The organism is Hyphomicrobium sulfonivorans (genome assembly GCF_013306565.1).
GTDB lineage: Bacteria > Pseudomonadota > Alphaproteobacteria > Rhizobiales > Hyphomicrobiaceae > Hyphomicrobium_A > Hyphomicrobium_A sulfonivorans.
This window is the reverse complement of the sequence record NZ_PZPO01000004.1, coordinates 115,428-138,738: the sequence shown is the minus strand read 5'-3', so window position 1 is coordinate 138,738 and position 23,311 is coordinate 115,428. Positions and strand designations below refer to the sequence as shown.

17 protein-coding genes are annotated in these 23,311 nt (G+C 61.8%); 14 read left to right on the top strand and 3 right to left on the bottom strand.

The window, feature by feature from the left end; all coding sequences use genetic code 11:
* Positions 1-135: 135 nt before the first annotated feature.
* The 3 genes from C6Y62_RS08955 (at position 136) to C6Y62_RS16740 (ending at position 6,752) form a co-directional block, all read left to right on the top strand.
* A complete protein-coding gene (locus C6Y62_RS08955; RefSeq protein WP_173953648.1) occupies positions 136-2,043 on the top strand; it encodes a SurA N-terminal domain-containing protein in 1,908 nt (635 codons plus the stop codon).
* 133 nt (positions 2,044-2,176) lie between these two features.
* Entirely contained in the window at positions 2,177-3,688 is a 1,512-nt protein-coding gene (trpE, locus tag C6Y62_RS08950) for an anthranilate synthase component I (RefSeq protein ID WP_173953647.1), read from the top strand.
* 205 nt (positions 3,689-3,893) lie between these two features.
* Positions 3,894-6,752: an autotransporter domain-containing protein gene (locus tag C6Y62_RS16740; protein WP_173953646.1), complete on the top strand. Its 2,859-nt coding sequence runs from the start codon at positions 3,894-3,896 to the stop codon at positions 6,750-6,752.
* A 76-nt stretch (positions 6,753-6,828) separates the two neighbouring features.
* On the opposite strand, the gene C6Y62_RS08940 is transcribed toward C6Y62_RS16740, so the two are convergent.
* Positions 6,829-8,112 carry a patatin-like phospholipase family protein gene (locus tag C6Y62_RS08940; protein WP_173953645.1) on the bottom strand — a complete coding sequence of 428 codons (1,284 nt, stop codon included), beginning with the start codon at positions 8,110-8,112 and terminating at the stop codon, positions 6,829-6,831.
* Between the two features lie 137 nt (positions 8,113-8,249).
* Between C6Y62_RS08940 and C6Y62_RS08935 the strand changes: the two genes are divergently transcribed.
* From C6Y62_RS08935 to trpD, 3 genes are all read left to right on the top strand, one after another.
* Positions 8,250-8,834, top strand: a complete 585-nt coding sequence (locus tag C6Y62_RS08935) for a SixA phosphatase family protein (protein WP_246274537.1) — start codon at positions 8,250-8,252, stop codon at positions 8,832-8,834.
* Between the two features lie 124 nt (positions 8,835-8,958).
* Positions 8,959-9,573 carry an anthranilate synthase component II gene (locus C6Y62_RS08930; protein ID WP_173953644.1) on the top strand — a complete coding sequence of 205 codons (615 nt, stop codon included), beginning with the start codon at positions 8,959-8,961 and terminating at the stop codon, positions 9,571-9,573.
* Between the two features lie 28 nt (positions 9,574-9,601).
* The gene (gene trpD, locus C6Y62_RS08925) at positions 9,602-10,627 is read left to right on the top strand and encodes an anthranilate phosphoribosyltransferase (protein ID WP_173953643.1); all 1,026 of its coding nucleotides are present in this window, start codon (positions 9,602-9,604) and stop codon (positions 10,625-10,627) included.
* An 89-nt stretch (positions 10,628-10,716) separates the two neighbouring features.
* On the opposite strand, the gene C6Y62_RS08920 is transcribed toward trpD, so the two are convergent.
* On the bottom strand, positions 10,717-11,928 hold the full coding sequence (locus C6Y62_RS08920; RefSeq protein WP_246274536.1) for a hypothetical protein: 1,212 nt from the start codon (positions 11,926-11,928) through the stop codon (positions 10,717-10,719).
* Positions 11,929-12,263: 335 nt separating this feature from the next.
* Here C6Y62_RS08920 and C6Y62_RS08915 point away from each other — a divergent pair, with 335 nt between their 5' ends.
* The 5 genes from C6Y62_RS08915 (at position 12,264) to lexA (ending at position 16,778) form a co-directional block, all read left to right on the top strand.
* Positions 12,264-13,181, top strand: coding sequence for a hypothetical protein (locus C6Y62_RS08915; protein WP_173953642.1), 918 nt, complete (start codon positions 12,264-12,266; stop codon positions 13,179-13,181).
* 133 nt (positions 13,182-13,314) lie between these two features.
* Positions 13,315-14,118 carry an indole-3-glycerol phosphate synthase TrpC gene (gene trpC, locus C6Y62_RS08910; RefSeq protein ID WP_173953641.1) on the top strand — a complete coding sequence of 268 codons (804 nt, stop codon included), beginning with the start codon at positions 13,315-13,317 and terminating at the stop codon, positions 14,116-14,118.
* Positions 14,119-14,214: 96 nt separating this feature from the next.
* Positions 14,215-14,697, top strand: a complete 483-nt coding sequence (gene moaC / locus C6Y62_RS08905; RefSeq protein ID WP_068461615.1) for a cyclic pyranopterin monophosphate synthase MoaC — start codon at positions 14,215-14,217, stop codon at positions 14,695-14,697.
* A complete protein-coding gene (locus C6Y62_RS08900) occupies positions 14,698-15,906 on the top strand; it encodes a molybdopterin molybdotransferase MoeA (RefSeq protein ID WP_173953640.1) in 1,209 nt (402 codons plus the stop codon).
* Positions 15,907-16,058: 152 nt separating this feature from the next.
* Positions 16,059-16,778, top strand: coding sequence for a transcriptional repressor LexA (lexA, locus tag C6Y62_RS08895; RefSeq protein ID WP_173953639.1), 720 nt, complete (start codon positions 16,059-16,061; stop codon positions 16,776-16,778).
* Between the two features lie 118 nt (positions 16,779-16,896).
* On the opposite strand, the gene C6Y62_RS08890 is transcribed toward lexA, so the two are convergent.
* Positions 16,897-19,167 (bottom strand): ComEC/Rec2 family competence protein, encoded by a 2,271-nt coding sequence (locus C6Y62_RS08890; protein ID WP_173953638.1) that lies wholly within the window; start codon positions 19,165-19,167, stop codon positions 16,897-16,899.
* A 119-nt stretch (positions 19,168-19,286) separates the two neighbouring features.
* Here C6Y62_RS08890 and gltX point away from each other — a divergent pair, with 119 nt between their 5' ends.
* The 3 genes from gltX to C6Y62_RS08875 all read left to right on the top strand — a co-directional run bounded on the left by gltX (position 19,287) and on the right by C6Y62_RS08875 (position 23,251).
* Positions 19,287-20,729: a glutamate--tRNA ligase gene (gene gltX, locus C6Y62_RS08885; RefSeq protein ID WP_173953637.1), complete on the top strand. Its 1,443-nt coding sequence runs from the start codon at positions 19,287-19,289 to the stop codon at positions 20,727-20,729.
* A 284-nt stretch (positions 20,730-21,013) separates the two neighbouring features.
* Positions 21,014-22,330: a citrate synthase gene (gltA, locus tag C6Y62_RS08880; protein WP_173953636.1), complete on the top strand. Its 1,317-nt coding sequence runs from the start codon at positions 21,014-21,016 to the stop codon at positions 22,328-22,330.
* A gap of 96 nt (positions 22,331-22,426) precedes the next feature.
* Entirely contained in the window at positions 22,427-23,251 is an 825-nt protein-coding gene (locus C6Y62_RS08875) for an aminoglycoside phosphotransferase family protein (RefSeq protein ID WP_173953635.1), read from the top strand.
* Positions 23,252-23,311 lie beyond the last annotated feature (60 nt).

Sequence of the window (23,311 nt, the reverse complement as noted above, 5' to 3'; positions counted from 1 at the left end):
TTGCAAAGCCGCGGCGGCTGCGCTTCATATCATGCCCACATCCAGACCACGCACATTTGTGCTGGCCACTTCACACGCCATTCGTAGGGAACCCGTTCCCTGCTCCGGCCCCAGTAAAACGGAACGACCTCCACAATGCTTGAAGCTCTACGACGCGGCTCCACCGGTTGGGTAGCTAAGGTGCTATTCGCGCTTCTCGTATTCAGCTTCGCCATCTGGGGCGTGGCAGACGTATTCACCGGCTGGGGCCGTGGCGCCATCGCCAAGGTTGGCAGCCAGGAAATCCGCGCGGAAGACTTCCAGCGGACGTTCCAGAACGAGATCAACATGATTTCGCAGCAGGCTGGCCAGCGAATCAGCCCTGAGCAGGCGCGCGCCGCCGGTCTGGATGAGCGCGTGGTTTCGCGCCTTATCGCCTGGTCGGCAGTCGAGCAGCACGCCGACAAGCTCAACCTGGCGCTTTCCGACGAAGCGCTGGCTGAAGGCCTGCAAAGCGATGAAGCCTTCGCCGGGCCGGACGGCAAGTTCAACCGCTTCGCGTTCGAGAACGTCATCAATCGCCTTGGCGTCAGCGAGCGCGGCTTCCTGCATCTGCGTCGCCGCGATGAGGTGCGTGAGCAGCTTACCTCGGCACTGGTGAACGGCATCGCCGTGCCGCCGGCCATGATCGAGCTGATGAACACCTGGCGCAATGAGACGCGCACGGTCGATTACTTCGCCATCAACGCCGACAAGATGGTGAAGGTGCCCGAGCCGGATGAAGCTCAGCTCAAGGCGACGTATGAAGCCAATCTTTCCAGCTTCATGGCGCCGGAATATCGCAAGCTCTCGGTGCTGGTGCTTTCGGTCGACGAACTGAAGAAGGCGATCGAAATCTCCGATGCTGATGCGCAGGAGCGCTATGAGCATACCAAGACCGATTACGACACGCCGGAGCGCCGCCGCGTGCAGCAGATCGCGTTCAAGGACAGGGCTGCCGCGGAAGAAGCCAAGAAGGCTATCGAAGGCGGCAAGTCGTTCGGTGATGTCGCCAAGGAGTCCGGTGCGCAGGATTCCGACATCGACCTCGGCCTGATTTCCAAGGACCGGCTGATCGACAAGAAGATTGCCGACGCTGCCTTCGCGCTTGAAAAGGACAAAGTATCCGATCCGGTCGAAGGCCGCTTTGCAACGGTGCTGCTGCGCGTCAGCGATGTTCAGCCCGCTGTGACCCGCAACTTTGCCGACGTGAAGGATGACGTAAAGCAGAAGCTTGCGCGTGAGCGCGCTGAAAGCGAACTGCAGGCGCATCTGGATCAGGTTGAAGATCAGCGCTCCGGCGGCAAGACGCTGAAGGAAATCGCCGACGAACTGAAGCTGCAGTTCTATGACGTCCCCGAGACGGACCGGAACAACCGCGACAGCGCCGGCAAGACTGCAATTCCGGTCACAGACGCATCGGCTCTGCTGACCACGGCGTTTGGCAGCGGCCTCGGCATCGAGAACGAGATGGTCGAGCTTTCCAACGGCACCTATGCGTGGGTGGACGTTGCCGACACCACGCCGCAGAAGCAGAAGCCGCTGGATGACGTGAAGGATCAGGTCAAAGCTCTCTTCATGACGCAGGAACGCGCCAGACTGGTTGCTGACTTTGCCGACAAGCTGGTGGAGCGTGCCAACAACGGTGAGGCAATGTCTCGCCTCGCCACCGAAGCTGGTGCGCAGCGCGTTTCCGAGACGCCGCCGTTCAACCGCACGACCGAGCCGCAGGGCATGAGCAAGGCTGCCGTTGCACGCGCTTTCACCCTTCCGAAGGGTCAGGCCGGGTCGGCACCGGACACCAACGACAAGACGCGCATCGTTTTCAAGGTGACGACTGTCAACCCGGCACCGGCCCTGTCCGAGACGGAGCGGGTCGCCATCGGCACCGATCTGCGCAACGAGATCGCCGATGAAACGCTGGGCGAATATGTCATGGCGCTTCAGCGTCAGCTCGGAACACACATCTTCCAGGATGAACTCCGTCGGGTGACCGGTGCTGCCACTGGCGAAGACGCGCAGTAACCGCACGCACGACCGCAATAAAAATCCCGGCCGGACATCCCAACCGGCCGGGTAATTAACAAGCTACCGGCCGCAAACATGCCGGCCTCAAGATCCATAGCGCCCAACGCGCACAAGACGACAAGGCCACCCCATGGAAGCGACGCCGACTCTCGCCGACTTTGCCGCGCGCTATGACCGGGGCGTCGCGCAGGTGCTGTGGACACGCCTTGTTGCCGATCTTGAAACGCCGGTCTCCGCCTACATGAAGCTCGCGGATGAAAAGCCGATGAGCTTCCTGCTTGAATCGGTGGAAGGCGGCGCAACCCGTGGCCGTTATTCTGTGATCGGCCTCGAACCTGATCTTATCTGGCGTGCCGACGGCGACCGCGCCAGCATCAATCGCAATCCGGCAGATAAGCCGAATGCATTTGAACCCGACACGCAGCCGACACTTGCTTCGCTGCGCGCGTTGCTCGCGGATTCTCTGATTGATCTGCCGTCGGAGCTGCCGCCGATGGCCGCCGGTATTTTCGGCTTCATGGGTTATGACACCGTTCGGTTGATGGAAAACCTGCCGGGCGAGCAGGCTGACACCCTCAACGTGCCCGATGGCATCCTGATGCGACCGACGGTGATGGCGATCTTCGACAACGTCAAAGACGAGATCACCATTGTTACGCCGGTGCGTCCGTCGAAAGATCTGTCGGCTGAAAAGGCGCACAAGGCTGCTTGTAAGCGGCTGGAGCTTGCTGTCACCGCACTGGAAGAGCGTCTGCCGCATACGCCTGCCGAGGCGCGCAGTAAGGATCTGGCGGCGCCGACGCCAGTCTCTAATACGACGCCGGCTGAATATAGGTCGATGGTGGAGCGGGCGAAGGAATACATCGTCGCCGGTGACATCTTCCAGGTCGTGTTGTCCCAGCGCTTTTCAGCGCCGTTTTCACTACCGTCATTTGCGCTCTATCGCGCCCTGCGCCGCACGAATCCCTCGCCTTTCCTGTTCCATCTGAACTTCGGCGCTTTCGCCCTTGTCGGTTCGAGCCCGGAGATTCTGGTGCGCGTTCGTGAGGGCGAAGTGACGATCCGCCCGATCGCGGGCACCGCTCCGCGTGGCGCGACCGAGGCCGAGGATCAGGCACTTGCCGACGCTTTGCTGAAGGATCCCAAGGAGCGCGCCGAGCATCTGATGCTGCTCGATCTGGGGCGTAACGACGTTGGCCGCGTGGCCGAAGTCGGCAGCGTGACGGTAACGGGGCGTTTCTTGATCGAGCGCTACAGCCATGTGATGCACATCGCATCAAACGTCATCGGCAAGCTGGACGCAAAGCACGATGCCGTCGATGCCTTGATGGCAGGCTTCCCGGCTGGCACCGTTTCCGGCGCCCCTAAGGTTCGGGCGATGGAAGTCATCGACGAGCTCGAGAAAGCCAAGCGCGGTCCGTATGCCGGTTGCGTCGGCTATTTCTCCGCCAGCGGACAGATGGATAGCTGCATCGCGCTGCGCACTGCCATCATCAAGGATGGCGTGATGCATGTTCAGGCCGGCGCCGGACTGGTGCACGATTCGGTTCCTGAAAAGGAACAGCAGGAGTGCATCAACAAAGCGCGGGCGCTGTTCCGCGCGGCTGAAGAGGCTGTGCGCTTCGCCATCAAGACGCGCTGAGCCTGGCCTCAGCTCTTCCTCGAATCGCCCCACGCAGCCAGCTTTCTGGCGATACTGACCGTGGGTTAAATCCGATCACTGACAACAGCGTTACGAATCGTATTAACAACACCGGATCGAGGATCGCTTAGCGGTCACTCGCCGATATTGTCTTGATTGGAAATCGTGTTTCGCGTGCCATTCTTCCACGCGAGGATTTTTGCACGTGGCGCATGCCCGGACCCACCTTCCCGTCGACAGAAGCTTGCCCAACGATGCAAGCCAGCACATCGCGCGGATAACGGGCTTAGCGGGCATTTGCTGTGCTCTCATTGCACTGAACGCATCACCCGCAGCAGCGCAGGTTCCGCCGGCCGGCTGTCATGTCGGCGCTGATCCTTCCATCGTCAACTGCACCGGCAATCACAGCGCGGGCATTGACCTGAACAACGGCTCAGGGCCGTTCGAGACGCTAAACGTCTTTGCGCTGACCGCCAACATCACGCCTGCGTCCGGCACTGCGGGCATCCTCTTCAGTAGCGACACCAACATTGTTCTGGATGTCGCGCTTGGCTCCCATTCGATTTCGACCACGAACATCAGCGGAATTGAAGTTGGCGCGTTCAACACCGGCTCGCTCAACGCGTCGATTGCAGGCAACATCACAACCAGCGGCGCGTTCGCCCATGGTGTGCTTGCCAATACGGTCGATGGTCATCTCAGCCTGAATTACGCCGGGACGATCGCGGTGCTCGGCAACGATTCCGATGCGCTGCGCGCCATGAGCGGCACAGGCGCGATCGCGCTCAACATCGCCGGAAGTCTGACAACTGTCGGCAACGACGCGTTCGGCATTTTCACGACTACGCAATCCGACATCTACATCAATATGGACGGTCGGATTTCAACCGCTGGCATCGGAAGCATGGGCATCACAGCTCAGACTTCCGGGGGCTCCGGGATCGTCAATGTTGCTGGTTCGATAACGACCACGAACATCGATGCGGTCGGCATTTTTGTCGAAGCCGCCAACGTCGCGTTTGTCAACTCTGACACAGTCATTTCCACCCGAGGCGATAACGCCCAGGGCATCTTCGTCAGCGGCCAGCAAGGCGCTGGCGCGATTTCAACTGGCAACATCACCACCGCAGGTGATTATTCCGCTGGTATCTGGGCCGTGGCCACATCCGGCGATGTCGCCGTAGCCAATAGCGGAAGCATCATAACGACCGGCGACACGTCCGATGGCATGTACGCGTTCGCGGCAACGGGTATGGCGGCGGCCGTCAATACGGGTACTATCGCAGCAACCGGACCGGGCTCCGCAGGTATCTTCGTGTCAGGCGACGCCGGCGCCATTGTCCTGAACAGCGGTTCGATTGTGGGTGGTCCATGCTGCGCATCGGTCATGATGGATTCCGCCACCGACGCTCAGCTAATAAACTTCGGCACCATCACTGCCGGTGACGGCGGTTACGCCATTGATATTTTCAGCCCTGCCGCCTCGATACAAAACTTTGGCACCATCACCGGCGACATCATGATGTCAGATGGTGCCCCCGTTGGCGACATTTCCAACCATGCTGGCGGCGTGCTGAACACCGCCAGCATGGTGATGACAGCGACGCTAAACAACGAAGGTACGATCGCACCCGGTGGACGCGGTACCATCCAGACAACTTTGGTTGGCGGCGATCTGGTCCAAACCACAACCGGCGTTTACGCCGTTGATCTCGACCCGAACGCAACCGGCGGACCACTGACGACCAACGACGCGCTAGGCGTTACCGGTTCAGCTGTGCTGGCCGGCAAGGTCGAAGCCCGGTTTATCAGCGTTCCGTTGGCAGCGGCGCAGACATTCACCATTCTCTCGGCCTTGGGCGGTTTGACAGACGACGGCCTTGGCCTGATCGCCAGCCCTGTTGCCAGAGCGGCATTAGAGTTCGTGGGCGACAATCTGCTGCTGAGCTACAGCATCGACTTTGCAGATGTCGGAGTTCTCAATCCAAATCAGCGGGCAATTGCACGCAACCTGCAGAGCGTGTTTCAGGCCGGTTCGGGTGGCGTAGCGCCGGTGCTGCTCGGCCTTCTGAACACAGGCGATATCGACGCCTACCGCAACGCGCTCGACCAGCTTTCGCCTGAGCTTTACACCGACGCACAGATTGCAACGCTTTATGCCAACCTTGCGTTCGCGAACAGCATGCTTTCCTGCCGCGTCAACGGCTCTGACACTGCTTCCATCATTCGCGAAGGGCAGTGCCTGTGGGCCGGCGCCAGCGCGCGCTTCCTGAACAGCAGCACAACGCGCGACCAGATCGGTTATCAGGAAACGGCTGGACTGTTCACCGCCGGTGTGCAGGTTGCCCTCAATGACGTTTGGCGGCTTGGCTTTGCCGGTGGCTTCCAGCAGAGCAGTTCCTCCTCCGCCACCAACGCAACCAGCGACGGCATGCTTGGACAGGCCGGCGTGGCGCTCAAGTATAATCCGGGATCACTGCTGCTGGCTGCAACACTGAGCGGCGGCGGGGCAAGCTACGACACCACACGGCCGATGGCGTTCGGCGGCTTTGCGGCAACGGCCGAAGGCACCGCTGACTACGGCTTCATCAACGGCGGCGTGCGCGCCGCCTACGTGTTCGGTTCGCCGGATCTATTCTGGAAGCCGATCCTTGATATGAACCTCACGCACATTGCGCTCGATGGTTTCACCGAAAGCGGTGGTGGCGGCGCGGGCCTCACCGTGCATAGCGCAAGCCAGACCGTATTTTCTATCGCGCCGACGGTTGAAGTCGGATCGGAGTTCTGGCTCTCGAACGGCACGCTGGTGCGACCGCTCGTGCGCGGTGGTGCGATCTGGTATTCGGACGACGACTTCGCGCTCTCCGCCGGCTTCACCCAGGCGCCTGCCGGCGTTGGCCCCTTCACGATCATGACACGGCAGGATCAGGCGATGGGGATCGTCGGTGCGGGGCTGGAGGTCATCAACGCCGACAACGACACGCTACGCATCAACTACGATGCGCAGCTCGGCGAGGCGACGCAAATCCATTCAATTGGCATCCGCGGCAGCGCCAGCTTCTGACATCGCGTTGCTGGCACGACAGGTCATGACACCACGGGCTGCGCCTCCCATGTGAGGCCTGATGGAACGTACGCCGTCACTCTTCGATGTAGTTCGGCGGCGTACTGTGCCAGCGATAGCCTTCGCGGCCGACACGGTAGCCGTATTCGAACAGCGCGTTCATGTAATCGCGATCGAATGGCCCTTTGTACGGCAGACCGAAATCGTCTTCGATGTAGGCCAGCTTGAAATCGACGCCGTCGCGCTTCGTGGTCATGTACATGCGATAAATGTCGTTGACCGCGCTTGATGCGGTCATGGTGGAAATGGCCTGCTGCGCAATCTTCAGGGTTTGCCGGTCTACATTTTCCTCAGGGCGATAAAGCCGCCCATTACGGATCACATACGCTGCGGGGCGCGCGCCTTTCACCCCCAGCTCCTTCAGCTTGGCCTTGAGATTGAACGATGGCGGATACAGAAACGCCTGCGCAATCGCGCCGCCATCAACATGCATCTCCTGATAGTCACGGCCATCAATCGCGATGTTGATCATCACCGGCGGGAAAACGCCGGGCACAGCTGCCGACGCCAGCAGGATATCGACAATCAGCATCCGCGCGCGGGGATGATCGCTTGAGGCAATGGCGCCGATGTTCCAGATCACCGAGCGGCCCTGATCGAGATTGGTGGTGAGGATCAGCAGTATGCGGCCTTTGCCGTACTCCTCCGCCAAGCGGCGCACCATGCGCTGATCGACATAGCCGTCGATGCGTTCGCGCAGCGGCGTCGAATCCGCCATCGCGTCGTCAGCCACAGCCGCCATGAATGTCCGCGGCCGGAAGATGTCTCCCGGACTGGTCTCCGTATACATGCTTTTGAGTTGCCGATCGTATTCTGAGCCAAGGAACACGAACGGCGCCGACAGAGCGCCGGTGGATACGCCTGTGACCACAGCGAAATTCGGGCGATCGCCGCGCTCGCTCCATCCCGTCAGCAGGCCAGCGCCGTAAGCGCCGTCATCACCGCCGCCGGAAATGGCTAGAAACGCCCGCGTTGTATGGGGCTGATAAGCGTCGCCGTCATGGCCGACGAGACCAGCGGCCTTGGCGCGCTGGTAGGCGCGCGTGGCCAACTTTGAGATGCGGTCGGTATCTGTATCCGCATAAAAGCGGGCGTCAGGAATATCGAGCGGAATGGCGTCGGCCGCCAGCGACAACGGCACTGCAGGCAGGCGGCTGGTGGATGCGCAGCCGGCAACCACGACCACCGCTACAGCAACAGACAGCGCCGCAGCCCCGGCGCGCGGAAGCCGGCAGGCAACAGCTATGGGCCGCGCACGGGCGCGAACAAGCCCGATGGTGAGACCGATGACGCGGAACATGCTTCCCCCAGCCCACCCGGGCCGCAAATGCGACTGACGCCAAAGACGCCGCCCCTCAGTTTAGTCCGTCAAATGGCGTAGTTATGTCGTGATCGCGCCACACAATTTCGCGATCCACTGTCACGATTAACATTCGCATGGCATTGCGCCCGCGCAATCTTGATCGCCGGGCAAAGTGGCGGCATCGTCTCGCCATGCTGACTCTGATGCTGCTCCGTCACGCCAAATCAAACTGGGACAACCCGGCCGATGCCGATTTCGACCGGCCGCTGGCCAAGCGCGGACAAAAGTCTGCCCCGCGCATGGGGGCCGAAATTGCCCACCTGGGGCTGGTGCCGGAGCTAGTGCTGTGCTCTTCGGCGGCGCGCACCCGGCAAACCCTCGATCTGGTGCTCGGATCGTGGCCGGAACCCCACCCTGAGGTTGTGTTTGACGACGCCATCTACATGGCCACGCCGGAAGACATGCTGGCTCAGGTTCGCCGGGTTGCGTCCCGCAACCCTGCGCCTTCCCGCGTCATGGTGGTGGGACACAATCCCGGCATGGAGGACTTTGCCTCCGATCTTGCTGGCCATGGAGACGCGGAAGCGCGCAAGCTTCTGGCGCAGAAATATCCGACCTGCGCGCTCGCGGTGCTGACCTTTGAGGCAGGCAGCTGGTCCGATGTTGATTTCGGGGCCGGAAATCTGGAGCGGTTCATAACCCCGGCGATGCTTGCCTGAACGCCCGCTGAGGCGTGGCAAGGCATGTATGCCCGCCGCCATTTACTTGACGCTGCCCCGTGCGCTCCCTACACCCTCTCCAACCGGATGACGCTCACGGTGGGCTAGGGACGCGCAGACAGCCATGCTGATCCTCATCGATAACTATGACAGCTTCACCTACAATCTCGTCCACTTCCTGGGCGAGCTGGGTGCCCAGTGCGAGGTGATCCGCAACGACAAGGCTACGGCCGACGAGGTGATCGCCGCCAAGCCGCAGGCCATCGTGCTGTCACCGGGCCCGTGCACGCCTAACGAAGCAGGCGTCTGTCTGGACCTTATCGCCAAGGCGGGCGGCAAGATCCCGCTGCTGGGCGTTTGTCTCGGCCACCAATCCATCGGTCAGGCCTACGGCGGCAAGGTGATCCGCGCGCCCGAGCCGCTGCACGGCAAGCTGTCGACCATCCACCATTCGGACAAGGGCGTGTTCAAGGGCCTGCCCGCGCAGTTCGAGGTTACGCGCTATCACTCGCTGATCGTCGATCGCGCCAGTTTGCCGGATGAGCTGGAAGTGACCGCTGAAACGTCGGACGGCATCATCATGGGGCTGCAGCACAAGACCCATCCGGTCCACGGCGTGCAGTTCCACCCCGAAAGCATTGCATCGGAACAGGGCCACGCCCTGCTCGCCAATTTTCTTGAGCTTGCGGGCATGAACCCCATCCGCCGCAAGACGCCTTTCGCGCGCACCGCCGCATAAATCACCACACGAAATTCAAGGCTTCACCATGCCCGCCATCGAGCTGAAACTCCTCATGCAGAAGGTGGCGACGGGCGCCAGCCTTACCGAAGATGAGATCAAGGACGCGCTGGAAACCATGATGTCCGGCGTCGCCACGCCGGTGCAGATGGCCGCGTTCCTGATGGCGTTGCGCGTGCGCGGCGAAACCATCCCCGAGATCACCGGCGCCGCCCAGCTGATGCGCGAGCGCATGCTGCCGGTGGAAGCGCCGCCGAACGCCGTCGACATCGTCGGCACTGGCGGTGACGGGCACAACACATTCAACGTCTCGACGTGCGCTGCCATCGTTGCGGCCGGTGCGGGCATCCCGATCGCCAAACACGGCAACCGCGCGGTGTCGTCACTTTCGGGCGCATCGGATGTGCTGACCGCGCTCGGCGTGAAGATCGACGTTTCGCCGATCGTCATTTCGCGCTCGATTGCCCAGGCGGGCGTCGGCTTCATGTGGGCGCCGATGCATCACTCGGCCATGAAGCACTGGGCAGCCGCGCGCGGCGAACTTGGCATCCGCACCATTTTCAATCTCATCGGACCGCTGGCAAACCCGGCCCGGGTGAAGCGTCAGATCGTTGGCGTCTTCAACGCGGCGTGGACTGAGCCGGTTGCAGAGGTCCTGAGGAACCTTGGATCGGAACATGCCTGGGTTGTGCATGGCTCGGACGGCCTTGACGAAATCACCACCACGGGCCGTACGCGCATCACCGAGTTGAAGGACGGCGAGATCCGCACCTTTGAGGTTGGGCCGGAGGACGCTGGTCTGCCATCGGCGACCCTGGCTGACCTGAAGGGCGGCGACGCCAGTGTGAACGCCACCGCAATCCGCAATCTGCTGGCGGGCGAAGAAGGGGCGTTCCGCGATATCGTGCTGCTGAATGCGGCCGCCGCGCTTATTGTTGGTGGCAAGGCGGCGGACCTGCGCGAAGGCGCCGAACGGGCGGCCCGCGCTATCGATGACGGCGCTGCTGCACGGGCACTGGATACGCTCGTCGCCGTCACCAACGAAGCGCTCTAAATCTGTTTTGTGATCGGCCTGCGCGCGAGCGAGACGCGTGAACCCCGGTGACGTCGGCCCGTCGTCACATCATCCTGTCGTGCACTGCCTCAGCGCAGCGTCACCGCGTCGAAAGCAGCGGCAAGATCCTGAGCACCCTGCTTGCGCATTTCGCGCTCCATCTTTTCGTCCGTGGCCGCGAGCAGCTTTGACACCGTGTTATTGCGCGCCGCCACCGGATTGCGTTCATAGCCGCCGCGCTGGAAAAAGTTCGACGTCGGCACGATCTCGCGCAGGATTGGCGGCATCGTCAGCATGTCGAAGCCGTTGCCGTCTCCCGTCAGGTTCATCATCTCCAGCTCGGCAGCCGTCAGCGTCGCCTCATACCCCTTCGCCTTGGCGAAGTTGATCGAGTTGGTCAGCTTGCGTGTCTGCAACATCGGACCGATGTCGATATCGAGGTTGAGCGCGTGCACACCGATACCCTTCGGTGTGCTGGCCAGCCGACCATGCGCGTTCCAGTCGTTCGGCACCGTGCGCGCAAACGCAACCATCTTTCTCAAGTTGGCGATCTTGCTTTCCAGAACCTGCCTACGCGCGCCTTGAGCGATAGCAGCGCGTTCCTTCAGCGTGCCAACAAATTCTGATCCGGCTTCCGCCAGCAGGCCAATCGTGTTGGTGGTGAGCAGCTGATTGTAGCCCAGCGCCGTTGAAATCACCTTGCCCTTGGGATCGTGCTCGCGCCCGGCCTGAATATCGTGCTGGCCATCGCCGCCAGCTTCAAACGCGTAGATCTTTACTGCAACCTTCGCTTCGATACCCCTGGCAGCCGCAAACTGAGCATAGGCGCGCTTGAATGCGACCTCGCTCTGTGGGCGCTCCGGCTCGAAATCGAATTCCGCCTTCGCCGCGGCAAGAAACTCCTGCACATCGGGAATCGGACTCTTTGTTTTCGGCGCGAGCGGATTTTCAGGCTTCGGCGGCCCGGTAAAGGCCGGCGGCTGTTCCATCACATAGTCGGCCTCGGTCAGCGTCAGACCGTTCGCCATCTTTGTCCGCCGGCGCGAACGCTTCTCGGTCACCGACTGCCAGTAAGGCGCGGCGATCTTCTCGTATTCTTCCCAAGCGCGATTATGGGTGGCCAGCAGTTCGCGGTATTCGTCGAGATGCATTTTCAGCGGAGCGGGTGCATCGCCTTCCGTCGCCGGAGCATCAACCGCAAATGCCGATGGAGCGAATACAGGACCGCACAGAGCCAATCCAAGACAAACGCCCACAACACGCGAAATCGGGCGCCGCCTGAAGAAGATCCGTCGTGCCATGCGCGTCCAGCCTCCAATCGATCGCAATCGCTTCCCCGGTGCGAAAGCAAGGCGGTTATGCGGTACCATTGCGGCAAAGCCGCGATAGAATGCAAATCATCCGTTGGCGTGAACAATTCGCCCGGCGTTGGCCATGCGGCTTAGCGCCCGGCCTGCTTAAGGAAGTATTAAGGGAACATCGCGCGGCGCTGGAATGCGCCTACCCTGCTCACCAAATCACCCGTCGCGAAAACTCCATCTTTCTGGCATCACGTTCGCGCCGCGCTGGCGATGGATTGCTTCGGCAGCATTTCATCCCGCTGGAACGCCAGCTTTTGCTTTATGGATTTTCCGCCGTGGACATAACGGACATCGCACTCAAGGTGATCGGCGCCTTTTACGCATTCGCCGGACTGATCGGCACCCGCGCCGGGCTGATGTCGATATTCTTCGACAAGGCCATCGCCGCAATCTCGATGAAAAAAATCAGCATGCCCGAACGCATCCAGAGCGCATGGCTTGTTGCCGCTTCAGGACTGGTTTTTCTGGGCGGCGTGCTGCTGCTGGTCGGGCTTGAAGCTGCCGTATGGGTCTTCGCGCTGTCGACACTGGCGCAAGCGTTCTACCTCTATGTCATCGCACCGCGATATTTCGATGCCGACAATCCGCCTGACACCACTGGACGCCGGCAGACGACAAATGCGTTTGTCATCTATTTCGCGGCCACCGCATTCATCGTCTGGGCCGCCTGGCACGGGCGGCTGATGCCGCTTGCCGATCTCCATCAGGCCGCGGCACTCGCCACCGTTGCCGCACTGGTGCTGTACCTCGGATATGTCTTCAAAACGCTGTGGTGGCAGCCCAAGCCCCGATCGCCGCTGGCAGCCTTTGGTGGTGGCGAAAGCGGCGATGGATACGCTAGCGGCCCTGCCTTGCCGGCACACGAGTGCACGCGCATCAAGCTGATGTGCGATTATCAGTGTGATCCGCTTTGGGCGCTGGACGAGGATCACTATGGCTGCTTCTCGCCAGACCTGATCGAAATCTCTGACGGCCTGCGCGCCGACCTGAAGAACTGGGCGCAGAGCTATGACACCTCCTTCAACCTGGACGATTTTTCAAATCCGCACTGGAGCGATGCGCAATATGCTGCCCACGAGGCCGAGGGCCGGCGTCTGGCCGGGCGGCTGAAGCGTGAGCGCCCCGATCTGATGGTCTATGTGATGGAGCCCGCAACCGGCGTGGTCGAGATACACGCCACCGAACCGGCCTGAGCTTTCACCGCATATTGCTGCGTCGCAGCGAGCCCCATATCGGGCCGCTGACAGGCAAAGCGGCCGCCATCGCTTGACCGTGCCGGGGCCCACGGGTAGCAAGCCCTGAAGCACCAATGAAACGCCGGAAACCATGGCCGACATTCTCGAGAAGATCACCCGCTACAAACTTGAAGAGATCGCCCGTGCCAAAACGGCCGTACCTCTGCGCGTCGTGGCGGAACTGGCCCGCAGCGCTCCGCGCGTCCGCCCCTTCGCCGATGCCATCGTGGCCAAGCATGCCGCTGGCCAGCCGGCGCTGATTGCTGAAATCAAGAAGGCCAGCCCTTCCAAAGGCCTCATCCGCGAAGACTTCGATCCCCCGGCGCTGGCGAAGGCCTACGAGGCCGGTGGTGCTGCCTGCCTGTCGGTGCTGACGGACACCCCTTCATTTCAGGGCGCACCCGAATTTCTCACGCAGGCACGCGCCGCCTGCACCCTGCCCGCGCTACGGAAAGATTTCATGCTCGACACCTATCAGGTGGCCGAGGCGCGCGCATGGGGCGCCGACTGCATTCTCATCATTCTGGCGCAGGTGAACGACACGACTGCGCACGATCTTGCGCGCGCCGCCAAGGATTGGGGCATGGACGCCATCGCTGAAGTCCACGACGATGCCGAACTCGACCGGGCGCTGGCTTTGGACTGCCGTCTCATCGGCATCAACAATCGCAACCTGAAGACATTCGACGTCACGCTGGAAACGACGGAGCGCCTGGCGCCGCGCATTCCCGCAGATCGCATCGTGGTTGGCGAAAGCGGCATCTTCACCCCCGCAGATATCGAGCTGCTGGAGCGCGTGGGTGTTAATACGTTCCTGGTAGGTGAAAGCCTGATGCGGCAGCAGGACGTAACCGCGGCAACGCGCACGCTGCTCGCGCGCAACCGCGCCGCATGAGATAGTTGCGCGCGTTCATCGACGCGATACGCTTCGCTTTAGGCGCCCTGCCCTAACCCACGCGCGCCGCACGGCGCCGAACGATCGGAGTGCAACATGGCCAGGCTCACGCACATCGACGACAAGGGCGATGCGCGGATGGTGGACGTATCGGATAAGCCCGCAACCACCCGGACGGCCATTGCAGCGGGCTTCATCACCATGCAGCCCGCAACACTTGAACTGATGAACTCCGGCAACGCGCCCAAGGGCGACGTGCTCGCAACGGCCCGCATCGCCGGCATCATGGCCGCCAAGCGCACCCATGAACTGATCCCGCTGTGCCATCCGTTGGCGCTGTCAAAGGTTGTCGTGACATTGCAACCTAGTGACGCCCCGTGTGGCGTGCGCGTTTCCGCCGAGGTCAAGACCAGCGGTCCAACCGGCGTTGAAATGGAAGCACTGACTGCCGTTTCCGTTGCCTGCCTTACGCTCTACGACATGCTGAAAGCGGTAGATCGCGGCATGGCGATTGAAGACATCCGGTTGATGGAAAAATCCGGCGGACGCTCGGGCGATTTTCGCGCGGAGAGCGCTTGAATGTCGCTGCTCCCGGTTGAAGAAGCCCTGCAGCGCGTTCTCGACGGCATCACACCGCTCGGCAGCGAAACGGTTGATCTTATTGCGGCTGGCGGGCGTGTGTTGGCGGATGATGTCATCGCGCATCTCACGCAGCCGCCCTTCAACGCCTCCGCGATGGACGGCTATGCAGTGCGTGGCGACGACGTCAAATCCGCGCCCGCCCATCTCACCGTCATTGGCGAGGCAAATGCCGGCGGCCCGTTCAACGGTGTTGTCGGTCCCGGTGAGGCCGTACGCATCTTTACCGGCGGAAGCCTGCCCGAAGGCGCTGACACCGTTGTCATCCAGGAAAACACCGAACGCAGTGGCAACGCTCTGACCGTGCTCGAAGCGGCAAGCCGCGGGGCGAACATCCGCAGGATGGGAAGCGATTTTCGCGCCGGTGAGACGCTGCTTAAAGCAGGCCGTCTCATTGATGCCTCCGCCATCACGCTGGCCGCAGCGGGTGGCCACGCGCACCTTGCCGTGCGCCGCAAGCCGCGCATTGCCATTCTGGCAACCGGCGACGAACTCGTGCCCCCCGGCAATCAACCGGGTGTCGGCCAGATCATTTCGTCCAATCCCTACGGCTTGGCCGCGCTGATCGAAAGTTTTGGCGGCAAAGCCCATCTGCTCGGGATTGCTGCCGACAACATGCCAGCGCTGGCGAACGCATTGGCCGGCGCTGATGACGCCGACGTACTGGTGACGATCGGCGGCGCATCGGTCGGCGACCGCGACCTCGTCAAACCGGCGCTGGAAGCGCGCGGAATGGCACTCGACTTCTGGAAAGTGGCGATCCGTCCCGGCAAGCCGATGCTGTTTGGCCGACTCAATGCGCAGCAGCGCGTGCTCGGCTTGCCGGGCAATCCGCTTTCCTGCCTCATCACCGCGCGAATATTTCTGGTGCCGCTGCTCTATGCATTGCTCGGGAGAGCAGACGATCCACTTGCCGAGCAGACTGCAGTCCTCGCTGGCGAGATTCCTGAAAACGGCCCGCGCCAGCATTATATGCGCGCACTTCTGACGCCCGTTCCGGGCGAACTCCCACGCGCCGCGCCGCTCTCATCATTTGACAGCGCCCATATCACCGCCCTCGCCACCGCGAATGCTCTGATTGTTCGCCCGCCATGCGCAAAGCCCGCGTCCATCGGCGAAGTCGTGCGCGTCCTTCCGATCGATTTCTGAGCGGCCATACAACGCCACTTGCGGAACGGTTGTGGAACGGTTAGGGTACGTTCATGATTTGTCCGGGGTGCTGGACGGACGTGGCTCAGGTGGTCGTTTTTTCAAAACCACAGTTTGGGGCTGGCGGCGGCACACCATTTGCGGGAGACCCCATGCTCACTGAGAAGCAAAAGGAGCTGCTGCTCTTTATCCACGAGCGCATGCAGGACAAGGGTGTCCCACCTTCCTTTGACGAGATGAAGGATGCATTGGATCTCAAATCCAAATCTGGCATCCACCGCCTCATTACAGCCCTGGTCGAACGGGGTTTCATCCGCAGGCTTCCGCATCGGGCACGCGCCATCGAAGTCATCCGGCTGCCGGAGAATCAGACGGCGCCATCGGCGGCGGCAGCATCAACAGCGGCGGCGCGGCGGCCCGATCTCAGCGTCATTGAGGGTAGCCGCCCGCGCGAATTTGCGGCGCCCCCTTCAACCATTATCGACGGGCGCACGGTGTCCGTGCCGGTCATGGGCCGCATCGCCGCCGGCACACCGATCAGTGCCATTCAGAACCACAGTCACGATATCGCCTGCCCCCCCGATCTGCTCACCAACGGCGAGCATTTCGCGCTTGAGGTGAAGGGCGATTCAATGATCGAAGCCGGCATTCTGGATGGCGATATCGTCATCATCCGGCGTTGCAACACCGCCGAGAACGGCGACATCGTCGTGGCGCTGGTGGAGCAGGAAGAAGCAACGCTGAAGCGCCTGCGCAAAAAGAGCACCACGATTGCGCTGGAAGCCGCCAACCCGGAGTTCAAAACGCGCATCTTCGGTCCCGATCAGGTCGACATCCAGGGGCGGCTAGTCGGACTGATGCGCCGCTTCTGATCCGGCTGCTTGATTTTCTGCGGTGTCGCGCGGGCTGTGTTGGGTCGGGTATCGCGCATGCTGAGCCCCGTGCCGCCGTTTTTTGTTTGCAGCGGGCTGCGGGACTGCCCGCGTCGCGTCAATTCCGATCGGGCGTAATCATCAGCTCGGAAGCGTCATCGGGCGTTGGATTGGTGCCGGTAGCGGTCGGCGATGACGCGCCGTCGTCAGCCAGGCCCCCTGATGCTGGACCAGCGATTGCCCCCGATGCCAGAGCGTCGCCAACCGCTGCCGCAGCAGATGCCGCCCGCCGTGGTGGCGGCATCGACCACGGGCGTTCCCCGCGCGCGGCGGCCACCGTTTCAATTTCAATCGTGCCGTCACGGCCGATATAAACCGCGTGCGCGCCATGTCTGCGCGCGGCGAAAAAGTCGATCACCGCTTTTGGCTGCGTACAGCTGCGCGGAATGACCAACGGCGAAACCAGAATCTCTGCGCGTCGGCAATCTTCGGCGACCGCTGCCGGGTGGCGCGCCACCGCAATGCTCAACCCCGCATACGACGCCGTGCAGCCAACACCGTCGCAGCGGAACGCTTCGCCTTTCACAGCCTGCTCTAAATCACTTTTCCAGCCGTCGTGCTCAACCCAGCGCTCAAGTTCGAAGCCCGCGCGTTTGCCACCCAGCGCCGACAACGCACCATCCTTGTCGCGCACGGCGACAATCGCTCCATCCCGACCAACCAGCATATCCGGTGTGCGTAAAGTCGGCGCCAGAGCAACGCCAATGGCAGCCAGCACAAGCCCGCCGATCCGCCAGCGCGTGCGCCACAGCATCAGCCACAGCCCACCCGCGACCATGAGCAGAAACGCATACGACGGGATCGCCGGAACATTGACAACGGCACCGGGCAGCTCCGCCACGCGGTAAGCCACCCACACCGTCACGTCGATGCCCCAGCCCATGACGATGAGCGGCCAGCTTTCGAGCCCGAGCGGCATCGCCACAAGGGCGACCAGCGCGGCCGGCATCACCACGATATTGCATATCGGAAGCGCAATCAGGTTCGCCAGCACCGCATATTGCTGCGAGGTGTGGAAGTGATAGGCACCGAACGGAGCAACGGCCGCGCTGGCGATCAATGTCGTGAGCACGATGCCACCGAAAAACATCGCAAGGCGCATGTATGACCGCTCCGACAAAGCGATCCAGGTCGGGCGTTCGCGCAGCGCTTCGTACAGACTGACCAGCGCCAGCACGGCCGCGAACGACATCTGAAACCCGACATCGAGCAGGCTTTCGGGAAAGATCACCAGAATGATCGTGGCAGCCAGAATTACATTGCGCAACGCCAGCGCCGGACGATCCAGCATCACCGCGAAAAACATGATGGCCACCATGATCGCGGAGCGAACGGTGGCGAACGCACCGCCGGAAATCAGCAGGTAGCCGAACGCCGCGAGCATCGCGATGCCTGCCGCCCACTTCTTAATCGGATAGCGCAACGCAATAGCAGGCAGCAGCGCCAGCAAAAACCGCACGGCCAGAAAAACCGATCCGGCCATAACCGCCATGTGAAATCCGGAGATTGAAAGCAAATGCACCAGGCCGGAATCGCGAAACGCATCGTTGGTTGCGTTGGAAATGCCGCCGCGCTCGCCAGTCAGCAGTGCCGTTGCCATGGCGCCGGTTTCGCCCGGAAGCACCGCCGAAATCCGATCGCCAATAACCTGCCGCACCCGCTCCACGTACGACCACAGGCGCAGATCCAATGGCGCCTCGCCCGCCTCATCATCGACGCGCGGAACCGAGAACGTATATCCGACCGCACCCAGCTGCTTGAACCACGCCTGACGGCCGAAGTCGTAGTCGCCGGGCAGAGCTGGCGATGATGGCGGCATCAGCGATGCGCGAACCCGTATCGGCATGCCGGGTTTCAGCTCCGGCACCGCCCGCGTCGTCGTAATCCGCACGCGCTGAGGCCTGCGGTCCGGGGCCAGATTGCCAATCGATGCAATGCGCACTGTCAGACGCTGGCCACGCTGCGCGCGGGGCTCAACCAGTTCGAGCCAGCCGCGCACCTCCGCCGCGCCCATTTGCTTCGTCAGCACCGGCGCGCGCACATATTCCGTCCGCAACTTCGCCAGTCCGAATCCCAGTGTGGCTGCAGTGAGCGCCGCAAGCACAAGCGCGCTGATCAAGCCGCGTGGACTACCTGAGCCGGTTGCCATACGCCAAGCGGCAACGCACAAAAAAGGCACCAGCGCCGTAAGCAGTGATGGCTCCGCGGGAAGCGCGAAATAGATGCCGATGCCCAGTCCGATCATGACCGGAAGCCAGTAGAAGCAACGCTCCTGCTCAGCCTCCAGACGGCGGAGCAACGCGGCGTGCAGCCCGCGGCCGTGCGCCACCCCTCCCCCGATCGCAGCCGCCCCATCCATCGCCGAAAACCCGGTGCCCCTTACTCCCCCCGTCCTGGCATGCTACATCGACCGAAAGCACCCCGCATCCAACGGCAATAGTTAAAAATATGACCGACAAAACACGCCGCGACGCAGCGCCGATCGTGCGCTTTGCTCCTTCGCCCACGGGATATCTGCATATCGGTGGCGCGCGAACCGCTCTTTTCAACTGGCTGTATGCGCGCGGGCGCGGCGGAAAAATGCTGCTGCGCATTGAAGATACCGATCGAGAGCGGAACAATCCGGCCGCCGTTGCCGCCATTCTGGACGGCCTGAAATGGCTTGAGCTCGATTGGGACGGCGATGAAGTTTCACAGTTTGGCCGCGCCAAACGCCACCGCCAGGTGGCTGAAGAGCTGCTGGCCAGCGGGCACGCCTATCGCTGCTGGTTACAGCCCGATGAACTCGATCGCATGCGTGAGGAAGCCCAGGCCGAAAAGCGCCCGCTGACGATCCGCTCCCCCTGGCGCGAACGCGATCCTGCTGAAGCACCCGCCGGCCTGCCCTTCGCTGTCCGCCTCAAGGCACCGCGCGATGGCGAGACGGTGGTGGATGATCTGGTGCAGGGCCGCGTCGTGTTCCAGAACAAGGAGCTGGACGATCTCATCATCCTGCGCTCGGACGGCAACCCGACTTACAACCTCGCTGTTGTTGTTGATGACCACGACATGCAGATCACCGAAGTGATCCGCGGCGTCGATCATCTCACCAACGCTGCGCGCCAGACGCAGATCTACGAAGCGATGGGATGGCAGGTGCCGCGCTTCGCCCATGTGCCGCTGATCCATGGACCCGACGGCGCCAAACTTTCCAAGCGTCACGGTGCGCTCGGCGTCGAAGCCTATCGCGACATGGGATACCTGCCCGCCGCGCTGCGCAACTATCTGGTGCGGCTGGGCTGGAGCCACGGCAACGATGAGATCATGTCGACATCGCAGATGCTCGACTGGTTCGATCTGCCGGATATCAACCGCGCGCCGGCACGGTTCGACTATGCCAAGCTCGAAGACCTCAACGGCCATTACATCCGTCACACGTCGGATCAGGAACTGCTGAAGCGGATCGAAGATTTGCTGCCGTTCATTCCGGAAGGCACGTTCATCGCCGAACGTCTCGATGCCAACATGCACGCGAAATTTCTGCTCGCGATGCCGGGGCTGAAGGAGCGGGCGAAGACGCTGCTTGAGCTTATCGAGGGCGCGATGTTCCTGTTTACGGATCGTCCGCTGCCGGTCGATGAAAAGGCGCAAAAAATTCTGGACGACGGTGGACGCCAAACACTTCAGCAGCTGTTGCCCGATCTTGAGGCAGCGTCCCACTGGTCGGCCGCTGATCTCGAAGCTATCGTGCGCAACTACGCCGAGAAGACAGGTGCCAAGCTCGGCAAGGTCGCACAACCGCTGCGCGCCGCGCTGACGGGAAAATCGGTTTCACCGCCGGTCTTCGATGTTCTGGCAGTTCTTGGCCGCGATGAAGCGCTTGACCGCATCCGCGATCAGGCGGCGGGATAGTTCGTTCTAAAGACCAATATGCCGTCTACGCATGACTGCGCATCACTAAGAGATATCACGCAAATTTTGCAAATTGCGTTGCGTTGGCGAAGTTCTCGTTGCATGTATGTTGCGATGCGAAAGTGATATAGCATATCGCTTCGGCACTTCCACGGAGGGCGCTCTGCCCTTCGTGCCCAACATGTCGATCTGTCTTTCGCTGGACGCCGATCGTACAAGCCCGCCGCTGACAGACGGGTGCAGATGATCGGTTCCGACCTCCGGGAACTACAGGAAACTGCGCCATGAATGTTCACGACAAGGGGCACGCCGACACTGCGGCCGCCGAGCTTTCACTCGCCGACAAGAAGTCCACTCTGCCGGTGCGCAGCGGAACTCTTGGCCCGGATGTCATCGACGTCGGCAAGCTTTATCGTGACACAGGCTGTTTCACTTACGATCCTGGCTTCACGTCGACTGCGAATTGCTCATCGCGCATCACCTACATCGATGGCGACGCCGGCATACTGCTGTATCGCGGCTATCCGATAGATCAGCTCGCGGAGCACTCCAGCTTCCTGGAAGTCTGCTATCTGCTGCTGCATGGCGAACTGCCGACGCACGACCAGTACGCCGCATTCAATACCACGATCATGCGGCACACCATGTTGCATGAGCAGATGACGCGCTTCTTCACCGGCTTCCGCCGCGATGCGCATCCGATGGCCGTGATGGTTGGCACCGTTGGCGCGCTGTCGTCGTTCTATCACGACTCCACCGATATCAACGATCCGGCACAGCGCGCGATGGCTTCGCACCGCATGCTGGCGAAGATGCCGACCATTGCATCGATGGCATACAAGTACTCCATCGGTCAGCCGTTCATCTATCCGCGCAACGACCTCGACTACACCACCAACTTCCTGCAGATGTGCTTTGCCATCCCGTGCGAGCCGTATGTCGCCAATCCGGTGCTGACGCGCGCGCTTGATCGCATTTTCATCCTGCATGCCGACCACGAACAGAATGCATCCACGTCGACCGTGCGTCTGGCCGGTTCGTCGGGCGCCAATCCGTTTGCGTGCATCGCCGCTGGCATCGCCTGCCTGTGGGGGCCTGCGCACGGTGGCGCCAACGAAGCCGCTTTGAACATGCTGGCCGAAATCGGCAGCGTTGAGCGCATTCCGGAATTCATCGCCAAGGCCAAGGACAAGAACTCGGGCTTCCGCCTGATGGGCTTCGGCCATCGCGTCTACAAGAACTACGATCCGCGCGCCAAGGTGATGCAGAAAACCTGTCACGAGGTGCTGGACGCGCTTGGCATCCATAACGATCCACTGTTGAAGGTGGCGATTGAGCTGGAGCGCATCGCGCTGCAGGATGAATACTTCATCGAGAAGAAGCTCTATCCCAACATCGATTTCTATTCCGGCATCACGCTGCGGGCGCTTGGCTTCCCGGTGTCGATGTTCACGGTGCTGTTCGCCATCGCACGCACGGTTGGCTGGATCGCGCAGTGGAAAGAAATGATCGAAGATCCGGAGCAGCGCATCGGCCGTCCGCGCCAGCTCTATATGGGAGCGCCCGAGCGCAACTACGTGCCGATCAACGAGCGGAGCTGACGGAGCACGCGCGCGGGCAACGCTTCGCATACTCGAGGGCATCGGGACCGGCCGTGCGGAGCAATCCGCCGGCCGTTGCCGCTTCAGGAGTGCCCTTTGAAAAATCTCACACCGTACATCGAACGCTGGAACCTCACCGCGGAGGGCGACCCCATCCTGCGGCGGTCAAGCCGGCTGCTGCGCGTGCGTCACCGCGGCCAAGCCGCAATGCTGCGGGTATCCACGCCGCAGGAAGAGCATAGCGGCACGGCGCTCATGCAATGGTGGGACGGCAATGGTGCCGCCCGCGTGTTCCAGCATGACGACCGTGCCCTGCTCATGGAGCTGGCAGAAGGAACGCGTTGCCTCGCGACCATGGCGCGCAACGGGGAAGACGATGCAGCCTGCCGCATCATCTGTGGCGTCGCCCGGCAGTTGCATTCACCGCGTCCAACACCGCCGCCCCTGGATCTTGAACCGCTCGATGTCCGCTTCCATGCGTTGTGGCCCGCCTCAGACCGCTACGGTGGCGTCATGCACCGTTGCGCTGAAGCCGCGCGTTTTTTGTTGGATCACCCGCAAGAGCCGATCCCGCTCCACGGCGATTTGCACCACGGCAACGTGCTCGACTTTGGCTCGCGCGGATGGCTGGCCATAGACGCCGTGGGTGTACTCGGCGAGCGCGGCTTCGACTACGCCAACATCTTTGCCAATCCGGATCTGGACGATGCATCGTTACCGGTTGCCACCCTGCCTGACCGTTTCACACAGCGGTTATCCATCGTCACGCAGGTCGCGCAAATCGAACCCAAACGCATGTTGCAATGGATCATTGCGTGGAGCGGTTTATCGGCCGCCTGGTTCCTGGAAGACGACGAGCAACAAAGCGCCGAGATAGATCTCACGGTTGCCCGGCTCGCCATCGCCGCACTTGAAGGATAGTCACGCTCGTTCATTCGTGCGCTGGCAACGCGCTTCAAACACGCACTTGTTCCGCACTCG

Coding starts and splice junctions, on each gene's coding strand:
- C6Y62_RS08955 (WP_173953648.1), top strand. CDS start 136: ATGCTTGAAGCTCTACGACGCGGCTCCACCGGTTGGGTAGCTAAGGTG.
- trpE (WP_173953647.1), top strand. CDS start 2,177: ATGGAAGCGACGCCGACTCTCGCCGACTTTGCCGCGCGCTATGACCGG.
- C6Y62_RS08940 (WP_173953645.1), bottom strand. CDS start 8,112: ATGTTCCGCGTCATCGGTCTCACCATCGGGCTTGTTCGCGCCCGTGCG.
- C6Y62_RS08935 (WP_246274537.1), top strand. CDS start 8,250: ATGGCATTGCGCCCGCGCAATCTTGATCGCCGGGCAAAGTGGCGGCAT.
- C6Y62_RS08930 (WP_173953644.1), top strand. CDS start 8,959: ATGCTGATCCTCATCGATAACTATGACAGCTTCACCTACAATCTCGTC.
- trpD (WP_173953643.1), top strand. CDS start 9,602: ATGCCCGCCATCGAGCTGAAACTCCTCATGCAGAAGGTGGCGACGGGC.
- C6Y62_RS08920 (WP_246274536.1), bottom strand. CDS start 11,928: ATGGCACGACGGATCTTCTTCAGGCGGCGCCCGATTTCGCGTGTTGTG.
- trpC (WP_173953641.1), top strand. CDS start 13,315: ATGGCCGACATTCTCGAGAAGATCACCCGCTACAAACTTGAAGAGATC.
- moaC (WP_068461615.1), top strand. CDS start 14,215: ATGGCCAGGCTCACGCACATCGACGACAAGGGCGATGCGCGGATGGTG.
- C6Y62_RS08900 (WP_173953640.1), top strand. CDS start 14,698: ATGTCGCTGCTCCCGGTTGAAGAAGCCCTGCAGCGCGTTCTCGACGGC.
- lexA (WP_173953639.1), top strand. CDS start 16,059: ATGCTCACTGAGAAGCAAAAGGAGCTGCTGCTCTTTATCCACGAGCGC.
- gltX (WP_173953637.1), top strand. CDS start 19,287: ATGACCGACAAAACACGCCGCGACGCAGCGCCGATCGTGCGCTTTGCT.
- gltA (WP_173953636.1), top strand. CDS start 21,014: ATGAATGTTCACGACAAGGGGCACGCCGACACTGCGGCCGCCGAGCTT.